At 63.5% G+C, this 21,463-nt stretch carries 18 protein-coding genes; 13 read left to right on the forward strand and 5 right to left on the reverse strand.

Going from position 1 to position 21,463, the window contains the following annotated elements:
* The 8 genes from purE (at window position 1) to ASS64_RS07065 (ending at window position 8,079) form a co-directional block, all read left to right on the forward strand.
* The gene (gene purE, locus ASS64_RS07030; protein WP_067691903.1) at window positions 1-483 is read left to right on the forward strand and encodes a 5-(carboxyamino)imidazole ribonucleotide mutase; all 483 of its coding nucleotides are present in this window, start codon (window positions 1-3) and stop codon (window positions 481-483) included.
* On the forward strand, window positions 483-1,538 hold the full coding sequence (locus ASS64_RS07035) for a 5-(carboxyamino)imidazole ribonucleotide synthase (protein WP_067691906.1): 1,056 nt from the start codon (window positions 483-485) through the stop codon (window positions 1,536-1,538). The genes purE and ASS64_RS07035 overlap by 1 nt, the downstream gene beginning before the upstream one ends.
* Complete coding sequence (locus tag ASS64_RS07040; RefSeq protein ID WP_067691909.1) at window positions 1,535-2,029, forward strand: dihydrofolate reductase; 495 nt, start codon at window positions 1,535-1,537, stop codon at window positions 2,027-2,029. The genes ASS64_RS07035 and ASS64_RS07040 overlap by 4 nt, the downstream gene beginning before the upstream one ends.
* A complete protein-coding gene (locus tag ASS64_RS07045; RefSeq protein WP_067691911.1) occupies window positions 2,026-3,195 on the forward strand; it encodes a dipeptidase in 1,170 nt (389 codons plus the stop codon). Before ASS64_RS07040 ends, ASS64_RS07045 begins: the two co-directional genes overlap by 4 nt.
* The gene (locus ASS64_RS07050) at window positions 3,192-4,118 is read left to right on the forward strand and encodes a bifunctional riboflavin kinase/FAD synthetase (RefSeq protein ID WP_067691914.1); all 927 of its coding nucleotides are present in this window, start codon (window positions 3,192-3,194) and stop codon (window positions 4,116-4,118) included. The genes ASS64_RS07045 and ASS64_RS07050 overlap by 4 nt, the downstream gene beginning before the upstream one ends.
* A gap of 135 nt (window positions 4,119-4,253) precedes the next feature.
* Complete coding sequence (gene ileS, locus ASS64_RS07055) at window positions 4,254-7,124, forward strand: isoleucine--tRNA ligase (protein ID WP_067691917.1); 2,871 nt, start codon at window positions 4,254-4,256, stop codon at window positions 7,122-7,124.
* Window positions 7,121-7,672: a signal peptidase II gene (gene lspA, locus ASS64_RS07060; protein ID WP_198147675.1), complete on the forward strand. Its 552-nt coding sequence runs from the start codon at window positions 7,121-7,123 to the stop codon at window positions 7,670-7,672. The genes ileS and lspA overlap by 4 nt, the downstream gene beginning before the upstream one ends.
* Window positions 7,669-8,079: a DUF3035 domain-containing protein gene (locus ASS64_RS07065; protein ID WP_067691920.1), complete on the forward strand. Its 411-nt coding sequence runs from the start codon at window positions 7,669-7,671 to the stop codon at window positions 8,077-8,079. The genes lspA and ASS64_RS07065 overlap by 4 nt, the downstream gene beginning before the upstream one ends.
* Window positions 8,080-8,393: 314 nt before the next feature.
* Here ASS64_RS07065 and ASS64_RS07070 read toward each other — a convergent pair whose 3' ends face one another.
* Window positions 8,394-9,713, reverse strand: coding sequence for a hemolysin family protein (locus ASS64_RS07070; RefSeq protein WP_067691923.1), 1,320 nt, complete (start codon window positions 9,711-9,713; stop codon window positions 8,394-8,396).
* Window positions 9,714-9,897: 184 nt separating this feature from the next.
* Between ASS64_RS07070 and ASS64_RS07075 the strand changes: the two genes are divergently transcribed.
* Complete coding sequence (locus ASS64_RS07075; protein ID WP_067691926.1) at window positions 9,898-10,593, forward strand: OmpA family protein; 696 nt, start codon at window positions 9,898-9,900, stop codon at window positions 10,591-10,593.
* A 217-nt stretch (window positions 10,594-10,810) separates the two neighbouring features.
* Here ASS64_RS07075 and ASS64_RS07080 read toward each other — a convergent pair whose 3' ends face one another.
* A complete protein-coding gene (locus ASS64_RS07080; RefSeq protein ID WP_067691929.1) occupies window positions 10,811-11,578 on the reverse strand; it encodes a 3'(2'),5'-bisphosphate nucleotidase CysQ in 768 nt (255 codons plus the stop codon).
* 117 nt (window positions 11,579-11,695) lie between these two features.
* On the opposite strand from ASS64_RS07080, the gene sucC reads away from it, so the two are divergent.
* The gene (gene sucC, locus ASS64_RS07085; RefSeq protein WP_067691932.1) at window positions 11,696-12,895 is read left to right on the forward strand and encodes an ADP-forming succinate--CoA ligase subunit beta; all 1,200 of its coding nucleotides are present in this window, start codon (window positions 11,696-11,698) and stop codon (window positions 12,893-12,895) included.
* 18 nt (window positions 12,896-12,913) lie between these two features.
* Here the strand turns inward: sucC and ASS64_RS07090 are convergent, their stop codons facing one another.
* The gene (locus ASS64_RS07090; RefSeq protein WP_067691935.1) at window positions 12,914-13,423 is read right to left on the reverse strand and encodes a DUF6265 family protein; all 510 of its coding nucleotides are present in this window, start codon (window positions 13,421-13,423) and stop codon (window positions 12,914-12,916) included.
* Window positions 13,424-13,625: 202 nt separating this feature from the next.
* Between ASS64_RS07090 and ASS64_RS07095 the strand changes: the two genes are divergently transcribed.
* The 3 genes from ASS64_RS07095 to ASS64_RS07105 all read left to right on the forward strand — a co-directional run bounded on the left by ASS64_RS07095 (window position 13,626) and on the right by ASS64_RS07105 (window position 16,408).
* A complete protein-coding gene (locus ASS64_RS07095) occupies window positions 13,626-14,372 on the forward strand; it encodes an electron transfer flavoprotein subunit beta/FixA family protein (protein WP_067691938.1) in 747 nt (248 codons plus the stop codon).
* Window positions 14,373-14,494: 122 nt separating this feature from the next.
* A complete protein-coding gene (locus ASS64_RS07100) occupies window positions 14,495-15,424 on the forward strand; it encodes an electron transfer flavoprotein subunit alpha/FixB family protein (protein ID WP_067691941.1) in 930 nt (309 codons plus the stop codon).
* Between the two features lie 63 nt (window positions 15,425-15,487).
* The gene (locus tag ASS64_RS07105) at window positions 15,488-16,408 is read left to right on the forward strand and encodes a hypothetical protein (RefSeq protein ID WP_067691944.1); all 921 of its coding nucleotides are present in this window, start codon (window positions 15,488-15,490) and stop codon (window positions 16,406-16,408) included.
* A 64-nt stretch (window positions 16,409-16,472) separates the two neighbouring features.
* Here ASS64_RS07105 and ASS64_RS07110 read toward each other — a convergent pair whose 3' ends face one another.
* Together ASS64_RS07110 and ASS64_RS07115 are read right to left on the reverse strand one after the other, a co-directional pair.
* Complete coding sequence (locus ASS64_RS07110; protein WP_067691947.1) at window positions 16,473-17,684, reverse strand: DUF445 domain-containing protein; 1,212 nt, start codon at window positions 17,682-17,684, stop codon at window positions 16,473-16,475.
* A 293-nt stretch (window positions 17,685-17,977) separates the two neighbouring features.
* Window positions 17,978-21,454: an efflux RND transporter permease subunit gene (locus tag ASS64_RS07115; RefSeq protein ID WP_067691950.1), complete on the reverse strand. Its 3,477-nt coding sequence runs from the start codon at window positions 21,452-21,454 to the stop codon at window positions 17,978-17,980.
* Window positions 21,455-21,463 lie beyond the last annotated feature (9 nt).

Here is a 21,463-nt window from a genome sequence, read left to right on the forward strand (position 1 = left end):
ATGAGCGCCAAGGTCGCCATCGTCATGGGCAGCCAGTCCGACTGGGAGACCATGAGCTGCGCCGCGGAGGTCCTCGACGAGCTCGACGTCGACACCGATGTGCGCATCGTTTCCGCGCATCGCACGCCCGACCGCATGTACGATTTCGCCAAGGGCGCGGCGGACGCAGGCCTCGAGGTCATCATCGCGGGCGCGGGCGGTGCAGCGCACCTTCCGGGTATGATCGCGGCGCTCACCCACCTGCCCGTGCTCGGCGTCCCCGTGCAGTCCAGGGCGCTCTCGGGCCAGGACAGCCTGCTTTCCATCGTCCAGATGCCGGCGGGCGTGCCGGTGGGAACGCTCGCCATCGGCAAGGCTGGCGCGACCAATGCCGGCCTGCTCGCCGCAGCAATCCTGGCCAATAACGACACCGGCCTTTCGCAGCGCCTCCAGGACTGGCGCGCAAAGCGGAGCGCGGCGGTAACCGAACGTCCCGTCGACTGATGCTGAAGCGCGGGGGCACGATCGGGATCCTCGGCGGCGGCCAGCTCGGCCGGATGATGGCGATGAGCGCCGCGCAACTCGGCTATCGCTGCATCGCCTATGCGCCCGAAGGCGACAATGTCGTCAGCGGGGTCTGCGAAGATCTCTTCGTCAACAAATGGGACGATAAGGCCGCCCTCGCCGCCTTTGCCGCCAGGTGCGACGTCGTAACATGGGAGTTCGAGAACGTCCCCGTCGCTACTACAAGGGCCATGCCCGAGGGTCGCATCTTCCCCCACCCGCGCGCGCTCGAAACCGCGCAGGACCGGTTGAACGAAAAGCGTTTCGTCGAAGATCTCGGCGGCAGGCCGGCGGCCTATATGCGAGTCGATTCGCGCGCCGACCTCGAAGCTGCCGCAGACCGGCTGGGTGCGCCCGGCATCCTCAAGACCCGGCGCGACGGCTATGACGGCAAGGGTCAGTGGCGGATCGGTTCTGACCGCGATGCCCAGGGACTGCGTTTGCCCGACGTGCCGCTGATCTACGAGGGTTTCGTCGAATTCGAGGCCGAGTTTTCGGTCATTCTCGTGCGCGGCAGGGACGGGGAAATCCGTTTCTGGGATTCCGCCCGCAACACGCATGAAGATGGCATCCTCACCGCTTCCACCCTGCCTTCCGGCGACTTGATCGAGGCGCAAGTCGGCGAGGCACGCGAACTGGCGCGGCAGGTTGCCGATGCGCTCGAATATGTCGGCGTGCTGACGCTCGAATTCTTCGCCACGCGCGAAGGGCCGATCTTCAACGAGATGGCACCGCGCGTGCACAATTCGGGGCACTGGACCATCGAGGGTGCCACCACCAGTCAGTTCGAAAACCATATCCGCGCCGTTGCGGGCCTGCCGCTGGGTGAGACGGCAACGCTCGCGAGAACGGTGACCATGACCAACATCATCGGGGCCGGGATCAAGGCCTCGCAGGATCACCTGAAGACGCCCGACACGCATCTGCACGATTATGGCAAGGCCAGAGTGCGTGAAGGGCGCAAGATGGGCCATGTGACCCAGCTCGAACGATGAGCCTGTTGCTGATCTATGCGCGTGCGGCGAATGGCTGCATCGGCAAGGACGGTGCGCTGCCCTGGCATCTGCCCGCCGATCTCAAGCGATTCAAGGCACTGACCATGGGCCGGGAGAATCAAGGTCTCCCGATGATCATGGGCCGCAAGACCTTCGAGAGCCTGCCGGGCCTGCTACCGGGCCGCCGCCACATCGTGCTCACCCGCCGCGAGCGGTGGGATTCGACCGGCGCCGAAGTCGTGCGCTCGGTCGACGAAGCGCTCGCGGCGGCGGGCGAAGGCGACGTGGCGGTCATCGGCGGCGCGGCAATCTATGACGTGTTCATGGAGCATGCCGATCGCATCGAACTGACCGAGATCCACGCGGAGTTCGAAGGCGATACTTTCATGAAGCCGCTGGGGCCCGAATGGGAAGTGGTCGGGCGCGAGGATTTCGACAGCAAGGGCGAGCGGCCCGCCTACAGCTTCGTGACCCTGGAGCGGGCCGAATGAAGCGCAAGCTCCTCTACGGCCTATTGGGGCTTACCCTCCTGACGCTCGCCGGGTTTTTCATCCTCGCGCCGGGCATGGCCGAACGCGACATGAATCGGATCGACGGCAAGCCGCTGATCGAGGTTTCCGACGAGGCGAAGGCGCTGCATGCGACGCTCGATATCGTGGACCTGCATTCCGATACGCTGCTGTGGAAGCGCGACGTGCTCGAACCCGCCGACCGAGGCCACGTCGACCTGCCGCGCCTCCGGCAGGGCAATGTCGCGCTGCAGGTCTTCTCCAGCGTGACCAAGACCCCGCGTGGCCAGAATTACGATTCGAACGGGGCCGACAGTGACAACATCACCCTGCTCGCGATCGGCCAGCTGCAGCCGGTACGGACCTGGAACAGCCTGCTCGAGCGCTCGCTGTGGCATGCGACCAAGCTGAAGCGCGCCGCAGACGATTCCGGCGGCATGCTGACGCGTGTGACCGATCCCGCTTCCCTCGACGCGGTGCTCGATGCACGGCGCGAGGAAGATCAGCCGACCGGCGCCCTCTTCAGCGCCGAAGGCCTCCATAGCCTCGAGGGCGATGCCGATAATCTCGACAGGCTCTATGGGGCGGGCATGCGCATGGCGGGTCTCACCCATTTCTTCGACAATGAGCTCGCCGGATCGATGCATGGCATCGAGAAGGGCGGCCTCACGCCGATGGGGCGCGATGTGATCCGCCGGATGGAGAGCATGGGGATGATCGTCGACATCGCCCATTGCAGCCACCAGTGCGTCGCCGAAGTCCTCGCCATGGCGACGCGCCCGGTGGTTTCCAGCCATGGCGGGGTGCAGGCGACCTGCGAGGTCAATCGCAATCTCACCGACGAAGAAATCCGCGGCGTTGCTGCGACCGGCGGGATCATCGGCGTCGGCTATTGGGAAGGCGCGGTGTGCGACACTTCGCCGCACGCCGCCGCCAGGGCGATGAAGCATATTCGCGATCTCGTCGGGATCGAGCATGTCGCGCTGGGCAGCGACTATGACGGCGCGGTTACCGTGCGCTTCGATACGTCGCAGCTGACGCAAGTTACGCAGGCGCTGATGGACGAGGGTTTCTCCGAAGACGAGATACGCGCGGCGATGGGGGGCAATGCCTTGCGCGTGATCGGCGAAGGGCTGGTGCCCCGATGAGGTGGCTCGATCATCGCGAACCGCTACCCGAAAGCTTGCGCGGCGCGGTGATCGCGCTGGGCAATTTCGACGGCTTCCATCTCGGCCACCAGGCTGTGGCGGGCGAGGCGATCCGCTGGGCACGCGAGGAAGGCCGCCCCTCGATCATCGCAACCTTCGACCCGCACCCGGTCCGCCATTTCAAACCCGATGCCCCGCCCTTTCGGCTGACCACGCTCGAACAGCGGCAGGAACATTACATCGCCGCCGGGGCCACGGCGATGCTGGTGTTTCACTTCGACGGCGAGCTTGCCGGGACTACCGCGGAGGATTTCGTGCACGGATTGCTCGGCGACCACCTCGGCGTCGCCGGTGTCGTCACGGGCGAGGATTTCACTTTCGGCAAGGCGCGGGGCGGCAACTTCGAAAAGCTCGTGCAGCTGGGCAGAGATATCGGCATCGAGGCGCGCGCGGTCGCCCCTGTCATGGATGGCGGCGAGCCGATCTCCTCCAGCCGGGTGCGCGATGCGCTGCGCGAGGGCGATCCGCAGGAGGCCGCGCGCCTGCTCACCCGCCCCTTCGCCATCCGCGGCGTGGTCCAGCATGGCGACAAGCGCGGGCGCGAAATCGGCTATCCGACGGCGAACCTGCCGGTCGAGCACTACCTGCGCCCGAAATACGGGGTCTACGCCGTGACCGGGCGCATCCTGTCGACCGGGCAGGAATTGAAGGGCGCGGCCAATATCGGTGTGCGACCGCAATTCGACCCGCCCAAGGAATTGCTCGAACCCTATTTCTTCGATTTCTCGGGCGATCTCTACGGGCAGGAGATCGAAGTCGCCTTCCACCACTTCCTGCGCGGCGAGGCGAAGTTCGATACGCTCGACGCACTGATCGCGCAGATGGAGAAGGATTGCGACGAGGCGAGGCGGCTGCTCTCCTGAGCCGTCACCCCTGCGCAGGCAGGGGTCCAGCTAACGCTACCGACATGCCCGACGCCAGCTCATCGGGGCCCCTGCCTGCGCAGGGGCGACGAAAGTCTTTATTGCGGGACGGGATTGCCCTAACGGCTCGCCTCTATGTCCGAGAAGCGCGATTACAGAGACACGGTCTTCCTGCCCAAGACCGATTTTCCCATGAAGGCCGGCCTCCCCGCAAAGGAGCCGAAGATTGCCGCGCGCTGGGAAGAGGAAGGGCTCTACCGGCAGCTGCGCGAGGCGCGCGCCGGGCGCGAGACTTTCGTGCTGCATGACGGCCCGCCCTACGCCAATGGCGACATGCATATCGGGCACGCGCTCAACCATACGCTCAAGGACATGGTCTGCCGCACGCAGAACCTGATGGGCAAGGACGCGCCCTATGTGCCGGGCTGGGACTGCCACGGCCTGCCGATCGAATGGAAGGTCGAGGAGCAGTACCGCAAGAAGAAGCGCAACAAGAACGAGGTCGAGCCGAAGGAATTCCGCGCCGAATGCCGCGCCTATGCCCAGAAATGGGTCGATGTGCAGAAGGGCCAGCTCAAGCGGCTCGGCATCATGGGCGATTGGGACGATCCCTATCTGACCATGGATTTCGACGCCGAGGCGACCATCGTCGCCGAGCTGATGAAGTTCGCCGAGGCCGGCAATCTCTACCGCGGCTCGAAGCCGGTGATGTGGTCCCCGGTAGAGGAAACCGCGCTGGCCGAGGCCGAGGTCGAGTACGAGGATATCGTCTCGACCCAGATCGACGTGGCTTTCGAGATCACCGAGAGCCCGTTTGCAGAGCTGGTCGGCGCGCACGCGGTGGTCTGGACGACGACACCGTGGACGATCCCGGTGAACCAGGCGATCGCCTATGGACCGGACATCGAGTATGTTTTGGTACACTATGGCGATCGTCGTTACTTGGTTGCCGAGGACCTTTGCTACGCACTGTCTCTTCGGACAGGAGCTAACGAAAATGGGACTGGTGCCGCCCAGAGTGGCGCCGATAACATCAAAATTTACCGGGGCTCCGACCTCGCCGGAACGGTCGCCTGCCACCCGATGCACCATCTCGGCGGGTTCTACGCCAAGCCGCGCCCGTTCCTGCCGGGCGATTTCGTCACCACCGACAGCGGCACCGGGCTCGTCCACATGTCGCCCGACCATGGCGAGGACGATTTCCTGCTGTGCCGCGAGCACGGAATCGAACCGCAATTCGCGGTCATGGCCGACGGGCGCTATCGCGACGACTGGCTGTGGCTCGGCGGCGATGACGAGCGCCGCCGCAGCGTCATCAACAAGCCCTTCAACGCGCCCGACGGCCCGATCTGTTCGGACCTGCGCGAGGCAGGCGCACTGCTGTCGGCAAGCGACGACTATCAGCACTCCTACCCGCATTCGTGGCGCTCGAAGGCCAAGGTCATCTTCCGCTGCACGCCGCAATGGTTCGTGCCGATGGACAAGCCGCTCGATGGGCCGCTCGATCCCTCGAAGACTCCGGTCGTCGAGGACCAAGGCACCGGCCATGCCAAGGGCGTGTCCGGCACGCTGCGCGAAATCGCCACTTCCGAGATCGCACGGGTCGAATTCATTCCCGAAAAGGGCCGCCGCCGCATCGGCTCGATGGTCGAGGGTCGCCCGGACTGGGTGCTGTCACGCCAGCGCGCCTGGGGCGTGCCGATCACGCTGTTCGTCCGCCAGGACGGCTCCTACCTGCAGGATCCCCGGGTCAACACCCGTGTCGTCGATGCCGTGCGCGAGGAAGGCGTCGATGCCTGGGACGAAAGCCGGAAGGCGGAATTCCTCGGGTCCGATTACGATCCGGACGAATTCGAGATGGTCACCGACATCCTCGATGTGTGGTTCGATTCGGGCTGCACGCATGCATTCGTGCTCGAAAGCGGGCGCTGGCCGGCGCTCAAATGGCCCGCCGACCTTTATCTCGAGGGCAGCGACCAGCATCGCGGCTGGTTCCAGTCCTCGCTGCTCGAAAGCTGCACGACGCGCGGCCGCGCTCCCTACGACCAGGTGCTGACCCACGGCTTCACCATGGCCAGCGACGGGCGCAAGATGTCGAAGAGCCTGGGCAACACCATCGATCCGCTCAAGGTGATGGAACAGTATGGCGCGGACATCATCCGCCTGTGGGCGCTGAGCGTGGATTCGACCGAGGATCACCGCATTGGCGAAGAGATTCTCAAGGGTACCGGCGATCAGTATCGCCGCCTGCGCAACACTTTCCGCTACCTGCTGGGCGCGCTCGACGGTTTCGTCGGCGACATGGGCGATATGGGCGAGGTTCCCGAGCTCGAACTCTACGTCCTCGCCCTGCTCGCCGATCTCGACGGCAAGCTGCGCACGGCGGCGGAGAAATACGACTTCAACACCTATACCCGGCTGCTGGTCGATTTCTGCAACGAGGATTTGTCGGCCTTCTACTTCGATATCCGCAAGGACGTGCTCTATTGCGACGGGCCGGACAGCGTGAAGCGCAATGCCTATCGCACCGTGCTCGACCTGCTGTTCCACGCGCTGGTACGCTACGCCGCGCCGGTACTGGTGTTCACTGCCGAGGAAGTGTGGTCGACCCGCTATCCCGATGGGGGCAGCGTCCATCTGCTCGAATGGCCACAGGTTCCCGGGGTCGGCGCAGATGGCGCCAAGTGGGACAAGCTGCGCGCCCTTCGCGAAGATGTGATGGAAGCGATCGAGCCGCTGCGGCGCGACAAGGTGATCCGCTCGGGGCTGGAGGCCGACGTGGTCGTGCCCGCCGCGGCGGTGCCCGAGGGCTTCAGCGATGCCGATCTGGCCGAACTGTTCATCACCGCGTCAGTCACGCGCGGCGATAGCGATACGGTGACGGTCACACGGACAAACGAAAGCAAATGCGGGCGCTGCTGGCGTCTGTTGCCAAGCGTCGACGAAGACGGCGATCTGTGCGATCGCTGCGAACCCGTCGTCGCGCAATGGGATGCCGTCCGATGAGCGCCGTGCTGAAAAACCACCTGATCGGCTGCGTGGTCGCGCTGGCGATCTTTGCCGCCGATCAGTGGAGCAAGAACTACGTTACCAAGGTGCTCGGTATCGACCGGGTCGGCGACGCCATGGAACTTCTGCCGATCTTCGACCTGCGCTTCACGCGCAATTTCGGCGTGTCGCTGGGTATGTTCGAGGCGACCAGCCCCGAAATGCGCTGGGGCCTGGTCCTCGTCACCGCACTGATCGCGCTGGTCGTGACGGTGTGGATGCTGCGCGAAAAACTGCTCGGCGATATCCTGGCCCTGTCGCTGATCCTCGGCGGGGCTCTGGGCAATATCAAGGACCGGTACGCGTTCGGCTATGTCGTCGATTTCGCCGATCTGCATTTCGGGGATTTCCGCCCCTTTCTGATTTTCAATGTCGCCGATGCGGCTATCACCATCGGCGTAGTCATCGTCCTTGCGCGTGCCTTCTTCATGCGCGACAAGGATGAACAAGAGGTCGATGGCCTCATGAACAACAAGGCGGCCGACGCCTCGGAGAGCAAGCAATGACCCAATACGCCCGTATCGCCCTGATCGCCGGCCTCGGCGCCATGACCGCAGCCTGCGGTGGCGGGGGCCTGCTCAACCGCGACCGGCCCGACGAATTCGCCGTCCAGCGCCAGGCTCCCCTGGTGGTGCCGCCCGAATTCAACCTCGTTCCTCCGCAGCCCGGCGCCCCGCGCCCGGCCGAAGGCAGCGCCGCACAGCAGACACTCGAAGCGTTGTTTGGCGGCCCTCAGGCACGCAGCGGCGTGGAGACGAGCCTGCTCGAACGCGCTGGAACAGCCGCGCCCGGTATCCGCAGCGCGGTGGGTGACCCGGATACCGCGACCGTCGCCAAGGGCAGCGTGACCCGCGACATCATTGCCGCGCCCGAAGGCGACGGTGCGAGCGCGAGCGCGGTGATCCCCGGGTAAGGGGTTTTTGGTTAGCTTCAAGCGCCGGCGGCCGCGTCCGCGGCCTTAGGCTTTCCTCGCTCACACGCCCTCCGGGCGCGTCGCTGCGGGCGGCCATGCAGGTGGCCTTTGGCCAGCTGCGTCTTCGACTTCGCTTCCGGCCTTGCCTCGCCTAACGGCTCGGATCCATCGCCAGTTTGCTTACTCATGATGACCCCGTCCGCGACTAGCGGACGGCAAGCGTGACTGCGCGCCCGCAGCGGGTACAGCTTGCTGCACGTCTAGCGAGGACGCACCGACGGAGGTCGGTGCGAAAAACAAAACCCCCCTCTCCTCTAACCCTCCGCCGCTTGAACGGCATCGCTCTCGCGGCTCACCAGCAGCTTGTCGATCCGGCGGCCGTCCATGTCGATCACTTCGAATCGCCAGCCCTGGTCGGTGAAGAAATCGCCTTCGCCCGGCAGGCGCTTGAGCACGTGGAGTGCATAGCCGGCGGCGGTGCCGAATTCGCGGTCTTCGCCATACTCGATCGCCAGCCGGTCGGCGAGGACATCCGCCGACAACGAGCCGGAGACCAGTAGGCTGCCATCCTCGCGCTCGATGATGCCCGGCCCGTCGGTCGCGTCCTGGTCGCTGACGAAATCGCCCACCAGCGCGGTGAGCAGGTCGACCGGGGTGACGATCCCGTCGAGATGGCCGTATTCGTCATGGACCATCGCCATGGCGACTTCGGCCTGTTGCAGCACGCGCAGCGCATCGACCGCGTCGAGCTGGTCGGGCACGACCTCGGTCTTGATCATCAGCGCGGCGAGATCGACGGGTTCCTTGGCGACGAGGCGGGTCAGAATGTCGCGCATCTTGACCACGCCGAGTACCTTGTCGGGCGATCCGTCGGCGACGGGGAGCAGCGAATGCGGGCTCTCATCGAGCACAGCGCGGATCGCATCCTCGTCGGCGCCGATGTCGATCCAGTCGACCTCGGTGCGCGGCGTCATCAGCTCCCGCACGGGGCGCTGGGCGAGGCGGACCACACCCTGCAGCATCTGGTGCTGTTCGTGCTCGATCACCCCGCTGCGCGTCGCCTCGGCGAACAGCATGTGCAGTTCTTCGGCGGTGACCGCGCTCTGGCCCGCCGGGCGCACGCCGAGCAGTCGGATCAGCAGCCCCGAAGAGGCGTCGAGCAGCCACACCAGCGGCGCGGCGATTCGCGCCAGCGTCGCCATCGGGCGCGCCATGTAGATCGCGATCGGGGCGGCGGCGCGCAGCGCCACCTGCTTGGGCACCAGCTCGCCCACTACGAGGCTGAGATAGGTCGTCACAGCGATGACGGTGGCAAAGCCCGCTTCGGCCGCCCAGTTCGCCGGAAAGCCCACCGCCGCCAGCCGCTCGCCCACCGGCCCGCCCAGGCTCGCGCCCGAATAGGCGCCGGCGACGATACCGATCAGCGTGATGCCGATCTGCACGGTCGAAAGGAACTTGCCCGGTTCGGCCGCCAGTTCGAGCGCCACTTGAGCGCCGCGATTGCCCTGTTGCGCGGCCGCCCGCAGCCGCGCGGTCCGCGCGGAAACGATGGCGAGTTCGCTCATGGCGAAAACGCCGTTGAGCACGATGAGTCCCGCAATGATCAGCAGGTCGGTCCAGGGAAAGGGTGTCACGCGCCAACGGCTAGCACAAAAGCCGGGCGCTGCCAGTGCCTCGCGCAACTTATCTGCCACTCGCTCGGAACGGCGATGCGCGTTGGAGGTTGGAGGAATTGTGACGCGGGTGGGCGCGTCCGGCACCACTCGCCCGGCACCTGTCCCGACAAGGGCCGGGGCCACACATGATGGGGAAGTTCAAATGAAGAAGTCGCGCATTCTTACCGCCAGCCTAGCCGCCGTGTCGCTGCTGACCGTTTCGGCCTGCGTCACCGATCCCAATACCGGCGAACGCAAGGTCTCACGCACCGTGCTCGGCGGGGTCGGCGGCGCGGTAGCGGGCGGCCTGCTCGGCGGAGTCATCGGCGGCAAAACAGGCCGCATCATCGGCGCAGCCGCAGGCGGCGTTGCCGGCGGCGTGGTCGGCTACAGGATGGACCAGCAGATCAAGGAGCTCGAGGAGCAGACCGCAGGGTCCGGAGTCGACGTATCGGAAGTGGACGGCGGCGAAGCGATCCTCGTCAACCTGCCCGACGGCGTCACCTTTGCCACCGGCAGCTACACCATAACGCCCGGTTTCCGCGACCTGCTCGATCGCGTGGCCAGCAGCCTGACGCAATATCCCAACAGCCTGGTCGACGTTTACGGCCATACCGACACGGTCGGCTCGGCGCAGTCGAACCAGCGCCTGTCGGAACAGCGCGCGCAGGCAGTTGCGAACTACCTGATCTCGCGCGGCGTAAGCTCCTCGCGCATCCGCTGGATGGGCTTCGGCGAAACACGCCTAAAGGTGCAGACCGGCGACAACGTGAACGAACCGCTCAACCGCCGTGTCGAAATCAAGATCATTCCGTTCGACCAGCAGGACGTGCAGGCCGCCCAGCAGCAGGGCTACTAAGCGTACGACCCTTCGGGAAAATCGCACCGAAACGGGGCCGGCCTTCGGGTCGGCCCCTTTTTGCGTGCGGTAAGCGCGTCCGCGCTTACCTTGCGGCACCGGCCCACGCCCCCACCCGGCCACCCATAAGATACCGTGCTGTGGGTGGCCGGGTGGGGGCGTGGGCCGGTGCAGCCGCAAGCTATCGACGGAGGTCGATAGCGCACCTCATATCAGCCTACCCAATCCGCTTCGCCAACCGCTCGACGGCGGCGCCGTGAATCTCCGGCGCGCTGACCAGCACGCCGAAGGCCCTCGGGTCGCGCTTGTTGTAGTCGAGCTTGTTGCCATAGGCATCGCTCACCGCAGCGCCGGCCTCGCGCGCGATCATTCCGGCGGCGGCGATGTCCCATTCGAAGCCCCAGCGGACTGTGGCGACCAGATCCGCCTCGTCGGCCGCGACCATGGCGATTCGCAGCGCGATCGAATTGGGCTGGTCGACCGTGACGAGATCGGCGTCGGTCCTGGGCAGGGCGTGGGCCGGAACGCGCGATCCGGGAAATTCGCGCCGCGTACTGGCGCTGAGCTTTTTGCCGTTGCGAAAGGCGCCCCGTCCGGCAACCGCTTGCCAGGTCTCCCCGCGCGCGGGCGCGCACAGGGTTCCAATCAGCGGGCGGCCACCGCTGATGAGCGCGACCGACACCGCCCAGCCGGTCCGCCCGCGAATGAAATCGCGCGTCCCGTCGACCGGATCGACCAGCCAGATGAGGTCGTTGCCGAGCCGCGAAGGATCGTCGGCGGTTTCTTCCGAAAGCCATCCGGCCGAAGGCAGCAGTGCGCCCAGCTCGCGCTTGAGGAAAGCATCGACCGCGAGGTCGGCTTCGCATACCGGATCGCCCGGCTTCTTTTCCCACGCAGCCAGCGCGTTGCCCGCCCCCGGCCACAGGTCGTAGGCGATCCTCCCGGCTTCGGAGACGATGGATTCGAGGCGCTGGCTGTCGATCATGTGCGGATCGCAGCGCACTGCACGCGAAAGCGGGCCTTTTCAAGCGCGCCCAGACATGCTTATGGCGCTCGCGACTCCATATCCCCCACGCGCATCACGCGAAGGACGAAGCCTCCCATGAACATTCACGAATATCAGGCCAAGGAACTGCTTGCGAAATACGGCATCGGCATACCCGCCGGACATGCCGCGCTGACCGTCGAGGAAGCGGTCGAAGGTGCCAAGCAGCTGCCCGGACCTCTCTACGTCGTGAAGGCACAGATTCATGCGGGCGGCCGGGGCAAGGGCAAGTTCAAGGAACTCGGCCCCGATGCCAAGGGCGGCGTGCGCCTTTCGAAAAGCATCGAGGAAGTCGAAGCCAATGCCAGGGAAATGCTCGGCAACACTTTGGTGACCGTGCAGACCGGCGATGAGGGCAAGCAGGTCAACCGCCTCTATGTCACCGACGGCGTCGATATCGCCGAGGAATACTATCTCTCGATGCTGGTCGACCGCGCCACCGGCCGCGTCGCCATGATCGTTTCGACCGAAGGCGGCATGGACATCGAGGAAGTCGCGCATTCGACCCCCGAGAAGATCACCACCATCACGATCGACCCGGCGCAAGGCTTCATGCCCCATCACGGCCGCGCGGTGGCTTTCGCGCTCAAGCTGACGGGCGATCTCAACAAGCAGGCGCAGAAGCTCGCCAGGCAGCTCTACATCGCCTTCATGGATCTCGACTGCGAGATGCTCGAAATCAACCCGCTGGTGGAAACCGAAGACGGCAATCTGTTGGTCCTCGACACCAAGATGAGCTTCGACGGCAACGCGCTGTTTCGCCACAAGGACATCGAGGCGCTGCGCGACGAGACCGAGGAAGATCCGGCCGAGGTGGAAGCGAGCGAGTACGATCTCGCCTATATCAAGCTGGACGGTAACATCGGTTGCATGGTCAATGGCGCCGGGCTCGCCATGGCAACGATGGACATCATCAAGCTCAATGGCGCCTTTCCGGCCAACTTTCTCGACGTGGGCGGCGGCGCCACCACCGAGAAGGTGACTGCGGCGTTCAAGATTATCCTCAAGGACCCTGCGGTCGAGGGCATCCTCGTCAACATCTTCGGCGGCATTATGAAGTGCGACGTCATCGCCAATGGTATCGTCCAGGCGGCGAAAGACGTGAACCTCTCGGTTCCGCTGGTTGTGCGTCTCGAAGGCACCAATGTCGAAGAAGGCAAGGCCATCCTCGACAATTCGGGCCTCGCTATCGTCAGCGCCGACGATCTGGGCGATGCCGCACGGAAGATCGTTGCCGAGGTCAAGCAAGCAGCCTGATCGGCCGCCTCCCATTCGTCAGTCCATCCGGTCGAAGCGGAATACAAGCTCGCTGATCTCGTCGCCGTCGCTCTTCATACGTACGGCGGCGAGCAGGCCGTCCTCGCCATCGCAGCGCAGGGTGAGCGAGCGGAAATAGGCCGCGCATTCCTCCACCGCGATGAGGCGGAAGGTCAGCATGTCGTCCTTTTCCTCCCACCCGGTAAGGTCGGCATTGAAGTGCTTCAGGCGCAGCACCAGCGTGCCGCCCTCTTCCATCAGATAGAGATGCTCGGTGAAGCGGATCGTGTCATTGTCGGCCTGCTGGACGAAGGTGCCGACCATCGTACCGCCAGCGGGCGGGAGCCAGCTCTCATAGGCGGGCTGGCCGCCGATGCCCTCGCCCGCCCACTGGCCGACCAGCCAGTCCATCTGCTCCAGCGTGGCCGGGGGCGGCACGTCGTCATCGGGCGCCGTGCGGGTCTCCTGCGCCAGTACGGGAGTGGAAATCAGCACCGAAACGGTAGCGATTAGGGGCCAGACGCGCATGGGACACCTCCTGTCTCGGGAGCGTGAAACTATGCCTCGCGCCAACCATAGTAAAGACTGAGCCATCCGCCGCTTGACCTGCCTCGCGCACCGCGCGAGGGATCGTCCAAGTGTCGCGTTCCGGCCCGCCGCCTTACTTGACGTTTACGTAAACGCAAGCTAGGCGGGCGCCACAGTTCTGAATCGAGAGGAAGGTACTCGCATGAAAATCCTCGTCCCCGTCAAGCGGGTGATCGATTACAACGTCAAGCCGCGCGTCAAGGCCGATGGCTCGGGCGTCGATCTTGCCAACGTCAAGATGAGCATGAACCCGTTCGACGAAATCGCCGTCGAGGAAGCCATCCGCCTCAAGGAAGCCGGCAAGGCGGAAGAAATCATCGCCGTTTCGATCGGTCCCGCCAAGGCGCAGGAAACGCTGCGCACCGCGCTCGCCATGGGCGCCGACCGGGCGATCCTGGTCGAGACCGACGACGAGGTCGAACCGCTGGCGGTTGCCAAGATCCTCAAGGCGATTGCCGAGGAAGAAGAGCCCGGCATCGTGATGCTGGGCAAGCAGGCGATCGACGACGATTCGAACCAGACCGGCCAGATGCTGGCCGCGCTGATGGGCCGTCCGCAGGGCACCTTCGCCAACACGGTCGAGGTCGAGGGCGATCACGTCACCGTGAAGCGCGAGGTCGACGGCGGCCTGCAGACGGTCAAGCTGACGCTGCCCGCCATCGTCACCACCGACCTGCGCCTCAACGAGCCGCGCTATGCTTCGCTGCCCAACATCATGAAGGCGAAGAAGAAGCCGCTCGATACCAAGAGCCCGGCCGACTACGGCGTCGACACCGCCCCGCGCCTCAAGACCACCAACGTCTCCGAACCGCCGGTCCGCCAGGCAGGCGAGAAGGTCGAGGACGTCGATGCGCTGGTCGCCAAGATCAAGGCGCTCGGCATCGCATAGGAATACCACCCCTCACCCGTTCGTGCTGAGCTTGTCGAAGCACCGTCCTTCTCCGGGCGCTCGGGTGACGAAAAGTACGGCCCTTCGACAAGCTCAGGGCGAACGGACTTAGAGGTTCTAAAATGAAGACACTCGTTTGGGTCGAACACGATAATTCACACGTCGCCGACGCCACGCTGGCTGCGGTGACTGCCGCCGCCAAGCTCGGCGAAGTCCACCTGCTGGTCGCCGGATCGGGCTGCCGCGACGTGGCCGAGGAAGCCGCCAAGATCGCGGGCGTGGGGAAGGTGCATCTGGCCGACGACGCAGCCTATGAACACGCTCTGGCCGAGAACGTAGCTCCGCTGATTGCCGACCTCATGGGGCATCACGACGCTTTCGTCGCGCCCGCCACGACGACCGGCAAGAACATCGCCCCGCGCGTCGCCGCGCTGCTCGACGTGATGCAGGTTTCCGACATCCTGTCGGTCGAAGGCGACAAGACCTTCACCCGGCCGATCTACGCCGGCAACGCCATCGCGACGGTCGAGAGCTCGGACGAGAAGCTGGTCATCACGGTTCGCGGCACGGCCTTCGACAAGGCTGAGTCCGAAGGTGGCTCGGCGGAGATCGAAGAGGTATCCGGTCCGACCGATGCCGGGATCTCGACCTTCGTCAGCGAGGAAATCGCCGAAAGCGATCGCCCCGAACTGACCAGCGCCAAGGTCATCGTCTCGGGTGGCCGCGCGCTCAAGGACGCCGAAACCTTCGAGCAAGTCATCACCCCGCTCGCCGACAAGCTCGGTGCCGGGATCGGTGCCAGCCGCGCCGCGGTCGACGCGGGCTATGTCCCCAACGATTACCAGGTCGGCCAGACCGGCAAGATCGTGGCCCCGGAAGTCTACATCGCCATCGGCATCTCGGGCGCGATCCAGCACCTGGCCGGCATGAAGGATTCCAAGACCATCATCGCCATCAACAAGGACGAGGACGCCCCGATCTTCCAGGTCGCCGACATCGGCCTCGTCGCCGATCTGTACAAGGTCGTGCCGGAGCTGACCGAAAAGCTGTAAGGCATGACACTGTGATTGTGCCGTAATCCCCTTTTCAGTAGATCTGCTGAAAAGGGGATTTACATGTTGGTGATTCGAGCAATTCTTTGTTTGGTTGCGGCGTTCTTTGCAACAAGCGCGCATGCCGAAGAACTGATCTTAAAGCCTGATAGCAAATGGGTCGCGGATTTTGGTGAAGATAATTGCCGGCTGATCCGTACATTCGGAAAGTCCGATGAGCAGACGGTCTTAATCATTGAGCAGATCGCACCGTCCACGGACTTTAACTGGACCGTTGCCGGCACATCGCTAGCCAGAGTACGCTGGTCAAGAGACGTCGAAGTTCGATGGGGACCGGAATTCCAATCGTACGAGAAGAGATTTCTCAAGGCGGACCTAGGAAAATTCGGGCCTGCATTTGTCGGCAAGGGCTGGGAAGCCCACACGGTGGTTCAATCGAAAGTCAAGGAGAAGGAACTACGCGAACTGGGCCGCGCAGAACTGGCGTCCGGTCTTGAGCCCGTTCTGGCTGGTTTGGACGAGCACCGCGCATCCCGGGTCGAATACCTTTCGTTCTGGCAAGGCGATCGGATGAAGACGACATTGCTCCTCGAACACATGGGAGCCGCCATTGCCGCACTCAATAAATGCACCCTTGATTTGGCGACGAGCTGGGGATTCGATGAGTCTTACAAGGACCGGCTAACGACAAGAGCGGTTTGGCTCAATGTTCGTGACGTAGCTACTGAGATTCAAAGAAACTATCCTTCACGAGCTTTAACGCGCGGCTCGCAGGCCAACTTTCGGATGCGCATCATAGTCGGCGTCGATGGAAGGGCCGAGCGATGCGACTGGATCAACGACACGTCAGCCGACAATTTCGATATGTCCCGGACACCTTGCGACGTCATAATGAAAAAAGCGGAGTTCGAACCCGCACTGGACGAAAATGATCGTCCCATCCGCTCGATCTACCAAACCAGCGTTCTCTATCGCATCGGATAAATGGCCAGTCCCGGCGACGTCTTTTGCGTATTGCTCGAAAGCGGTCGACTCGCCGTATGCAACGTCAGATCACATAGACATCCAGCGTATGGATGGTCATGCCGACCAGACCGCCGACCAGCGTGCCGTTGATGCGGATGAACTGTAAGTCGCGGCCGACGGCGCTTTCCACGCGGTCAGTAATGGTCTGCGCATCCCAACGCTTCACCGTTTCCGACACGAGGCGAACGATCTGGTCGCCATAGCGTGTCGCCACGCCCACGGCGGTCCGCCGGGCAAAGCGGTTGACCTGGCGCTGTAGACGCTCGTCGTCGCGCAACGCCGCGCCCAGTTCGCCCAGCGTTTCGCCGACATAGCCATGGCCCGTCCCGCCCGAACTGCGAATCGTCTGGATCAGGTTCGCGCGCAGCCGCTCCCATACGCCCTGCCACCATTCGCCGATCGCCGGATTTTCGAGCAGTTCGCGCTTCATGCGCTCGACCCGCTCCTGCATTTCGGGATCCTCGCGCAGGCCCTTTGCGAGTTCCTGTAGGCCTTCCTCGATCTTGTCGCGCAGCGGGTGCTGGGGATCGACCAGCACTTCGGCCAGGAGCTTGTAGAGTCCATCGAGAACGGAATTGGCCAGCCGTTCGTCGAGGCCGGTAAAGCGAAGCACCGCATTGGCACGCCGGTGAACCATGTCGCGCACCATCGTCTCGTTGTCTTCGAGGACGAGGCCCGCCCAGCGGATGATCTTGTCGATTAGCGGCTTGTGACGCCCGTCGGCGATCATCGCCTCGAGCATGCCGCCGAGCAGCGGTGCAATCTCGAGCTTGCCCAGCTGGGTCTTTATTCCGCTGCGCACTTGCGTCCCAAGCCGGTCGGGATCGAGCGATTCGAGGACCTCGATCGCCAGCTCGCCGGCCCCTGCGCGGATGCGTGAGTCCCTGGTCGACTTGGGATCGGCCAAATAGCTGCCGACCGCTTGGGCGAGGTTCATCGCCCCCATTCGGCGCCCGACGACGGCGGGGGTCAGGAAATTCTCGCGCAGGAAACCCGCCATCGTGTCGGCGATGCGATCCTTGTTCTCCGGAATGATCGCCGTGTGCGGGATCGGCAGGCCAAGTGGCCGACGGAACAGCGCGGTAACCGCGAACCAGTCGGCCAGCCCGCCGACCATCGCGGCCTCGGCGAAGGCATGGAGATACCCCCAGGCCGGATGCGCATCGAGATACCGGCCCGACCACAGGAACAGTGCCGCCATCAGCACGATCAGCCCGGTCGCGGTGCGGCGCATAGTAGAACAGGACCTCTGCATATGTAGATCGAGTGGCTTGCTTTTCATCGATCTTCCTGAAATGGTAAGTAAGCGGCGCAGTTGTCGTGGATTAGAATGGAGAGTGTAATGAATTTTAGTCGGCGATTGACAAAAATCACGATCCTCGCCGCCGCGATGGCTTCTGCGGCGACTGCGACTACCGCGTGGGCTTCTGGCAGTTCGATATGCGAGCGAGAAGCAAGGACCTTCAACGAGTGGGTAATCAAGGTCTTTACATGCCGGTGAGTCTGTAAAAACCTCATTTGATAAGGTTAGATGGTAGGGGCCGCTTCTTCCACAGAGGGAGCGGCCTTTGCCTTATCTTCAGGACGATATGTCAGAAGTCTGCTGCGCAGCCAGGGGCCGGCCCGCTTCTCGAAGCCGTCGGCCAGGCTGAAGCCTGCCGGCACGATGAGCAGCGTCAGCAACGTGGACAGGATCAGGCCACCGATAACCACCGTGCCCATCGGCGCGCGCCAGGCGCCGTCGCCGGAGCCGAGCACGCCGGAGAGGGACACAGGCACCATACCGGCGGTCATGGCAACGGTAGTCATGACGATGGGCTGCGCGCGCTTGTGACCCGCATCCATGATCGCTTCGATTTTCGACACACCCCTGTCCATTGCTTCGATCGCGAAATCGATAAGCAGAATTGAGTTTTTTGACACAATCCCAAGCAGTAGCAGGACACCGATCAGCACCGGCATGGAGGAAGGTTGGCCAACCAACCACAGTAGGAATACCCCCCCGAGCGGCGCTAGCGCGAGGCTGGTCATATTGACCAGCGGGCTCATCAAGCGCTTGTAGAGCAGTACCAGCACGGCAAAGACGAGAAAGATTCCGGCGGGTAGCGCAACGCCGAAATTGGCGAGCAGTTCCTGCTGCAACTCGTCCTGCCCGACCGCATCCCTGATTACGCCCTGCGGGAGATCCACCAGAGTGGGGAGGCTCTCGATCTCTTGCATCGCGTCACCGCGCAAGACCCCGTCTGCAACATCCGCGCCGACAAACACTCTGCGGTTCTGGTTGTATCGCTGGATCGTGGTCGGTCCCGAGCCGAATTCGACGTCGGCAATCCGCCCAAGCGGCACGGATCCGCCGCTTATCGTCGGTACTGGCAAATTTTCGAGTGTCGTAAGGTCTTCGCGGGAAGAGACTGGCAAACGGACCCGAATGGGGATCTGACGATCCGACAGCGAGAACTTCGCCGCATTCTGTTCGATCTCGCCCATGGTGGCGATACGTATCGTTTGACTGAGTGCCGCAGTCGATACCCCAAGCTCGGCGAGCAAGCCCGTGCGCGGCCTTATGATGATCTCTGGACGACGGATGTCTGCGGTAATGCGCGGCGCAACGATACTGTCGAGCCCCTTCATTTCCTCGACCAAGCGGCCTGCCGTCTCGTTGAGAAGATCGGGGTTGGACCCCGCCAACATGATCGTGAGGTCGCGGCCGCTTCCACTGCCACCGGGGCCACCCATATCTTGGAACCGCACACGCGCATCGGCGATCTGCGCAAGTTGCGGCGCCAGCTGGCGCTGAAATTCGATCGAGGTCCGCTCGCGATCCGGTTTGAGCGTGATGTAGATTGTGGCGTTGCCCTCGCGAATACGTTCGAGCGCCATTTCCACTTCTTGCTGCTCGTAGAGCAAGTCGGCAATCTCATCCGTTTTGCGCTTGGTAGTTTCAAGCGTCGTGCCGGGAACCATCTCGATTTCGATCTGGCTGTTCGCATCGTCCGTTTCCGGCTGAAACTGGAACGGCAGTTGGCCGAAAAGCAGGATGGTCAGCAGGAAGGAGAACCAGCCGAGGCCAAGCATCCATATCCTGTGATCGAAAAAGCGTGCATGGAGATAGCGCCAGCTCAGGTGCAGACGCTCGCTCGAGATGCGCGTCCCGAAATTGAACAATGCCAGCATTCCGATGCTCGCCGCGAGGCCGATGAGCACGACCAGCGCCAATTGCAGCAACTGCAGAGGGCGAGCAAGAAGTGCATGTCCAAGCGAATAAGGATCGCTCACCAGCGGACCGGCAATCGCAGCTGGAATTTGCGCTTCTTCGATAAGTTGGAACGAGAAGTAGGTTGCAGCGCCGCTAACGGCCAGTAGGCCAAGGACCACAACCAACAGCGACAAGACATAGAGCCAGCGATGCTTTGGGGCCGGCACCCCCTCACGTCTGTTGCGCATCTTCGCACGGTCGAGCGACCAGGCGAGGACACGCATGTAACGATCCATCCACCTGCCCTCGCCATGGGCGCCCTCGCCCTTGGCCTTCATGAAGTAGGCCGCCAGCATGGGCGTGACCATTCGCGCGACCGCAAGGCTCATGAGGCTAGCGACGACCACGGTCAAACCAAAGTTCTTGAAGAACTGGCCCGAGATCCCAGGCATCAGTCCGACAGGCAGGAACACGGCGACAATACACATGGTCGTGGCGACCACGGGCAAGCCGATCTCGTCGGCGGCATCGATGCTGGCCTGGTAGGCGGTCTTGCCCATCCTCATGTGCCGGACGATGTTTTCGACCTCGACGATGGCATCATCGACCAACACGCCAGCCACCAGCGCCAGCGCCAGCAGGGACAGCGAATTTAGATTGAACCCCAGCAGGTCCATGAACCAGAATGTCGGGATCGCCGAAAGCGGAATCGCGACCGCACTGATCAGTGTCGCGCGCCAATCGCGGAGGAAGAAGAAGACCACCACCACGGCCAAGATCGCGCCCTCGATCATCGCCGCCATCGAGCTGTCGTATTGTTCCTGAGTGTAACGAACCGTGTTGAAAAGAGGGATGAACGTGATGTTCGGGTTTTCCGCCTGCATCGCTTCGATCTTGACCTTCGCCTCCTCGAAGACCGTTACGTCCGAAGCACCCTTGGCGCGGGACATATAGAAATTCACAACTTCGCGGTCGCGCACTTCGCTGATCGAGCTGCGCTCGGAAAACCCGTCGCGCACGGTGGCGATATCGGATAGCTTGACTGTCGCTCCGGTCGGAAGCCGGATTTGGCGTTCGCCCAATTCGAATGCGCTCTCGGTATTGCCAAGGACCCGAACCGACTGGCGCGTCCCGCCGACTTCAGCCATACCGCCGGCAGTATTGATGTTGTCGGCCCGCAGCACCTGGTTCACCTGGCTGGCGGTGACTCCATATGCCTGCATGCGGGCGAGATCGAGCACCACCTCGATCTCTCGGTCCACGCCGCCGAACCGCCCGACTTCCGACATGCCATCAATCGAAAGCAGCTGTTTTGCGACGTAATCGTCGATGAACCAGCTTAGCTGTTCGATGGTCATGTCGGGCGCCTCGATAGCGTAGATACCGAGGAACCCTCCGGCAACGTCGACCTTCGTCACACGTGGCTCGAGAATTCCGTCAGGCAGGGAGCCGCGTACGGAATCGACGGCATTCTTGACTTCGGCGGTCGCGTCGTTGGGATCGACTCCGACTTCGAATTCGACAAAGGTGCGAGAGCTTCCCTCGCTTGCGGTGGAACTGATATTCTTGACACCGTTGAGCGAGCGGACCGCGCTTTCGATCCTCTGTGTGATCTGGTTTTCGATTTCGGTCGGTGCGGCGCCGGGCTGCGAAATTACGACGTTCACCGCGGGGAATTCGATATCCGGATTGTTGACCACGTCCATGCGCGCGAAGCTGATCAGGCCCGCCAGCAGTAGCGCGACGAATGCGACCAGCGGTATGATCGGATTGCGGATCGACCACGCGGAGATGTTTCGGAAACCCATTGCCTGCGC

Source organism: Erythrobacter sp. AP23 (assembly GCF_001542855.1).
Classification (GTDB): domain Bacteria; phylum Pseudomonadota; class Alphaproteobacteria; order Sphingomonadales; family Sphingomonadaceae; genus Qipengyuania.

Coding starts and splice junctions, on each gene's coding strand:
- purE (WP_067691903.1), top strand. CDS start 1: ATGAGCGCCAAGGTCGCCATCGTCATGGGCAGCCAGTCCGACTGGGAG.
- ASS64_RS07035 (WP_067691906.1), top strand. CDS start 483: ATGCTGAAGCGCGGGGGCACGATCGGGATCCTCGGCGGCGGCCAGCTC.
- ASS64_RS07040 (WP_067691909.1), top strand. CDS start 1,535: ATGAGCCTGTTGCTGATCTATGCGCGTGCGGCGAATGGCTGCATCGGC.
- ASS64_RS07045 (WP_067691911.1), top strand. CDS start 2,026: ATGAAGCGCAAGCTCCTCTACGGCCTATTGGGGCTTACCCTCCTGACG.
- ASS64_RS07050 (WP_067691914.1), top strand. CDS start 3,192: ATGAGGTGGCTCGATCATCGCGAACCGCTACCCGAAAGCTTGCGCGGC.
- ileS (WP_067691917.1), top strand. CDS start 4,254: ATGTCCGAGAAGCGCGATTACAGAGACACGGTCTTCCTGCCCAAGACC.
- lspA (WP_198147675.1), top strand. CDS start 7,121: ATGAGCGCCGTGCTGAAAAACCACCTGATCGGCTGCGTGGTCGCGCTG.
- ASS64_RS07065 (WP_067691920.1), top strand. CDS start 7,669: ATGACCCAATACGCCCGTATCGCCCTGATCGCCGGCCTCGGCGCCATG.
- ASS64_RS07075 (WP_067691926.1), top strand. CDS start 9,898: ATGAAGAAGTCGCGCATTCTTACCGCCAGCCTAGCCGCCGTGTCGCTG.
- ASS64_RS07080 (WP_067691929.1), bottom strand. CDS start 11,578: ATGATCGACAGCCAGCGCCTCGAATCCATCGTCTCCGAAGCCGGGAGG.
- sucC (WP_067691932.1), top strand. CDS start 11,696: ATGAACATTCACGAATATCAGGCCAAGGAACTGCTTGCGAAATACGGC.
- ASS64_RS07090 (WP_067691935.1), bottom strand. CDS start 13,423: ATGCGCGTCTGGCCCCTAATCGCTACCGTTTCGGTGCTGATTTCCACT.
- ASS64_RS07095 (WP_067691938.1), top strand. CDS start 13,626: ATGAAAATCCTCGTCCCCGTCAAGCGGGTGATCGATTACAACGTCAAG.
- ASS64_RS07100 (WP_067691941.1), top strand. CDS start 14,495: ATGAAGACACTCGTTTGGGTCGAACACGATAATTCACACGTCGCCGAC.
- ASS64_RS07105 (WP_067691944.1), top strand. CDS start 15,488: ATGTTGGTGATTCGAGCAATTCTTTGTTTGGTTGCGGCGTTCTTTGCA.
- ASS64_RS07110 (WP_067691947.1), bottom strand. CDS start 17,684: ATGCGCCGCACCGCGACCGGGCTGATCGTGCTGATGGCGGCACTGTTC.
- ASS64_RS07115 (WP_067691950.1), bottom strand. CDS start 21,454: ATGGGTTTCCGAAACATCTCCGCGTGGTCGATCCGCAATCCGATCATA.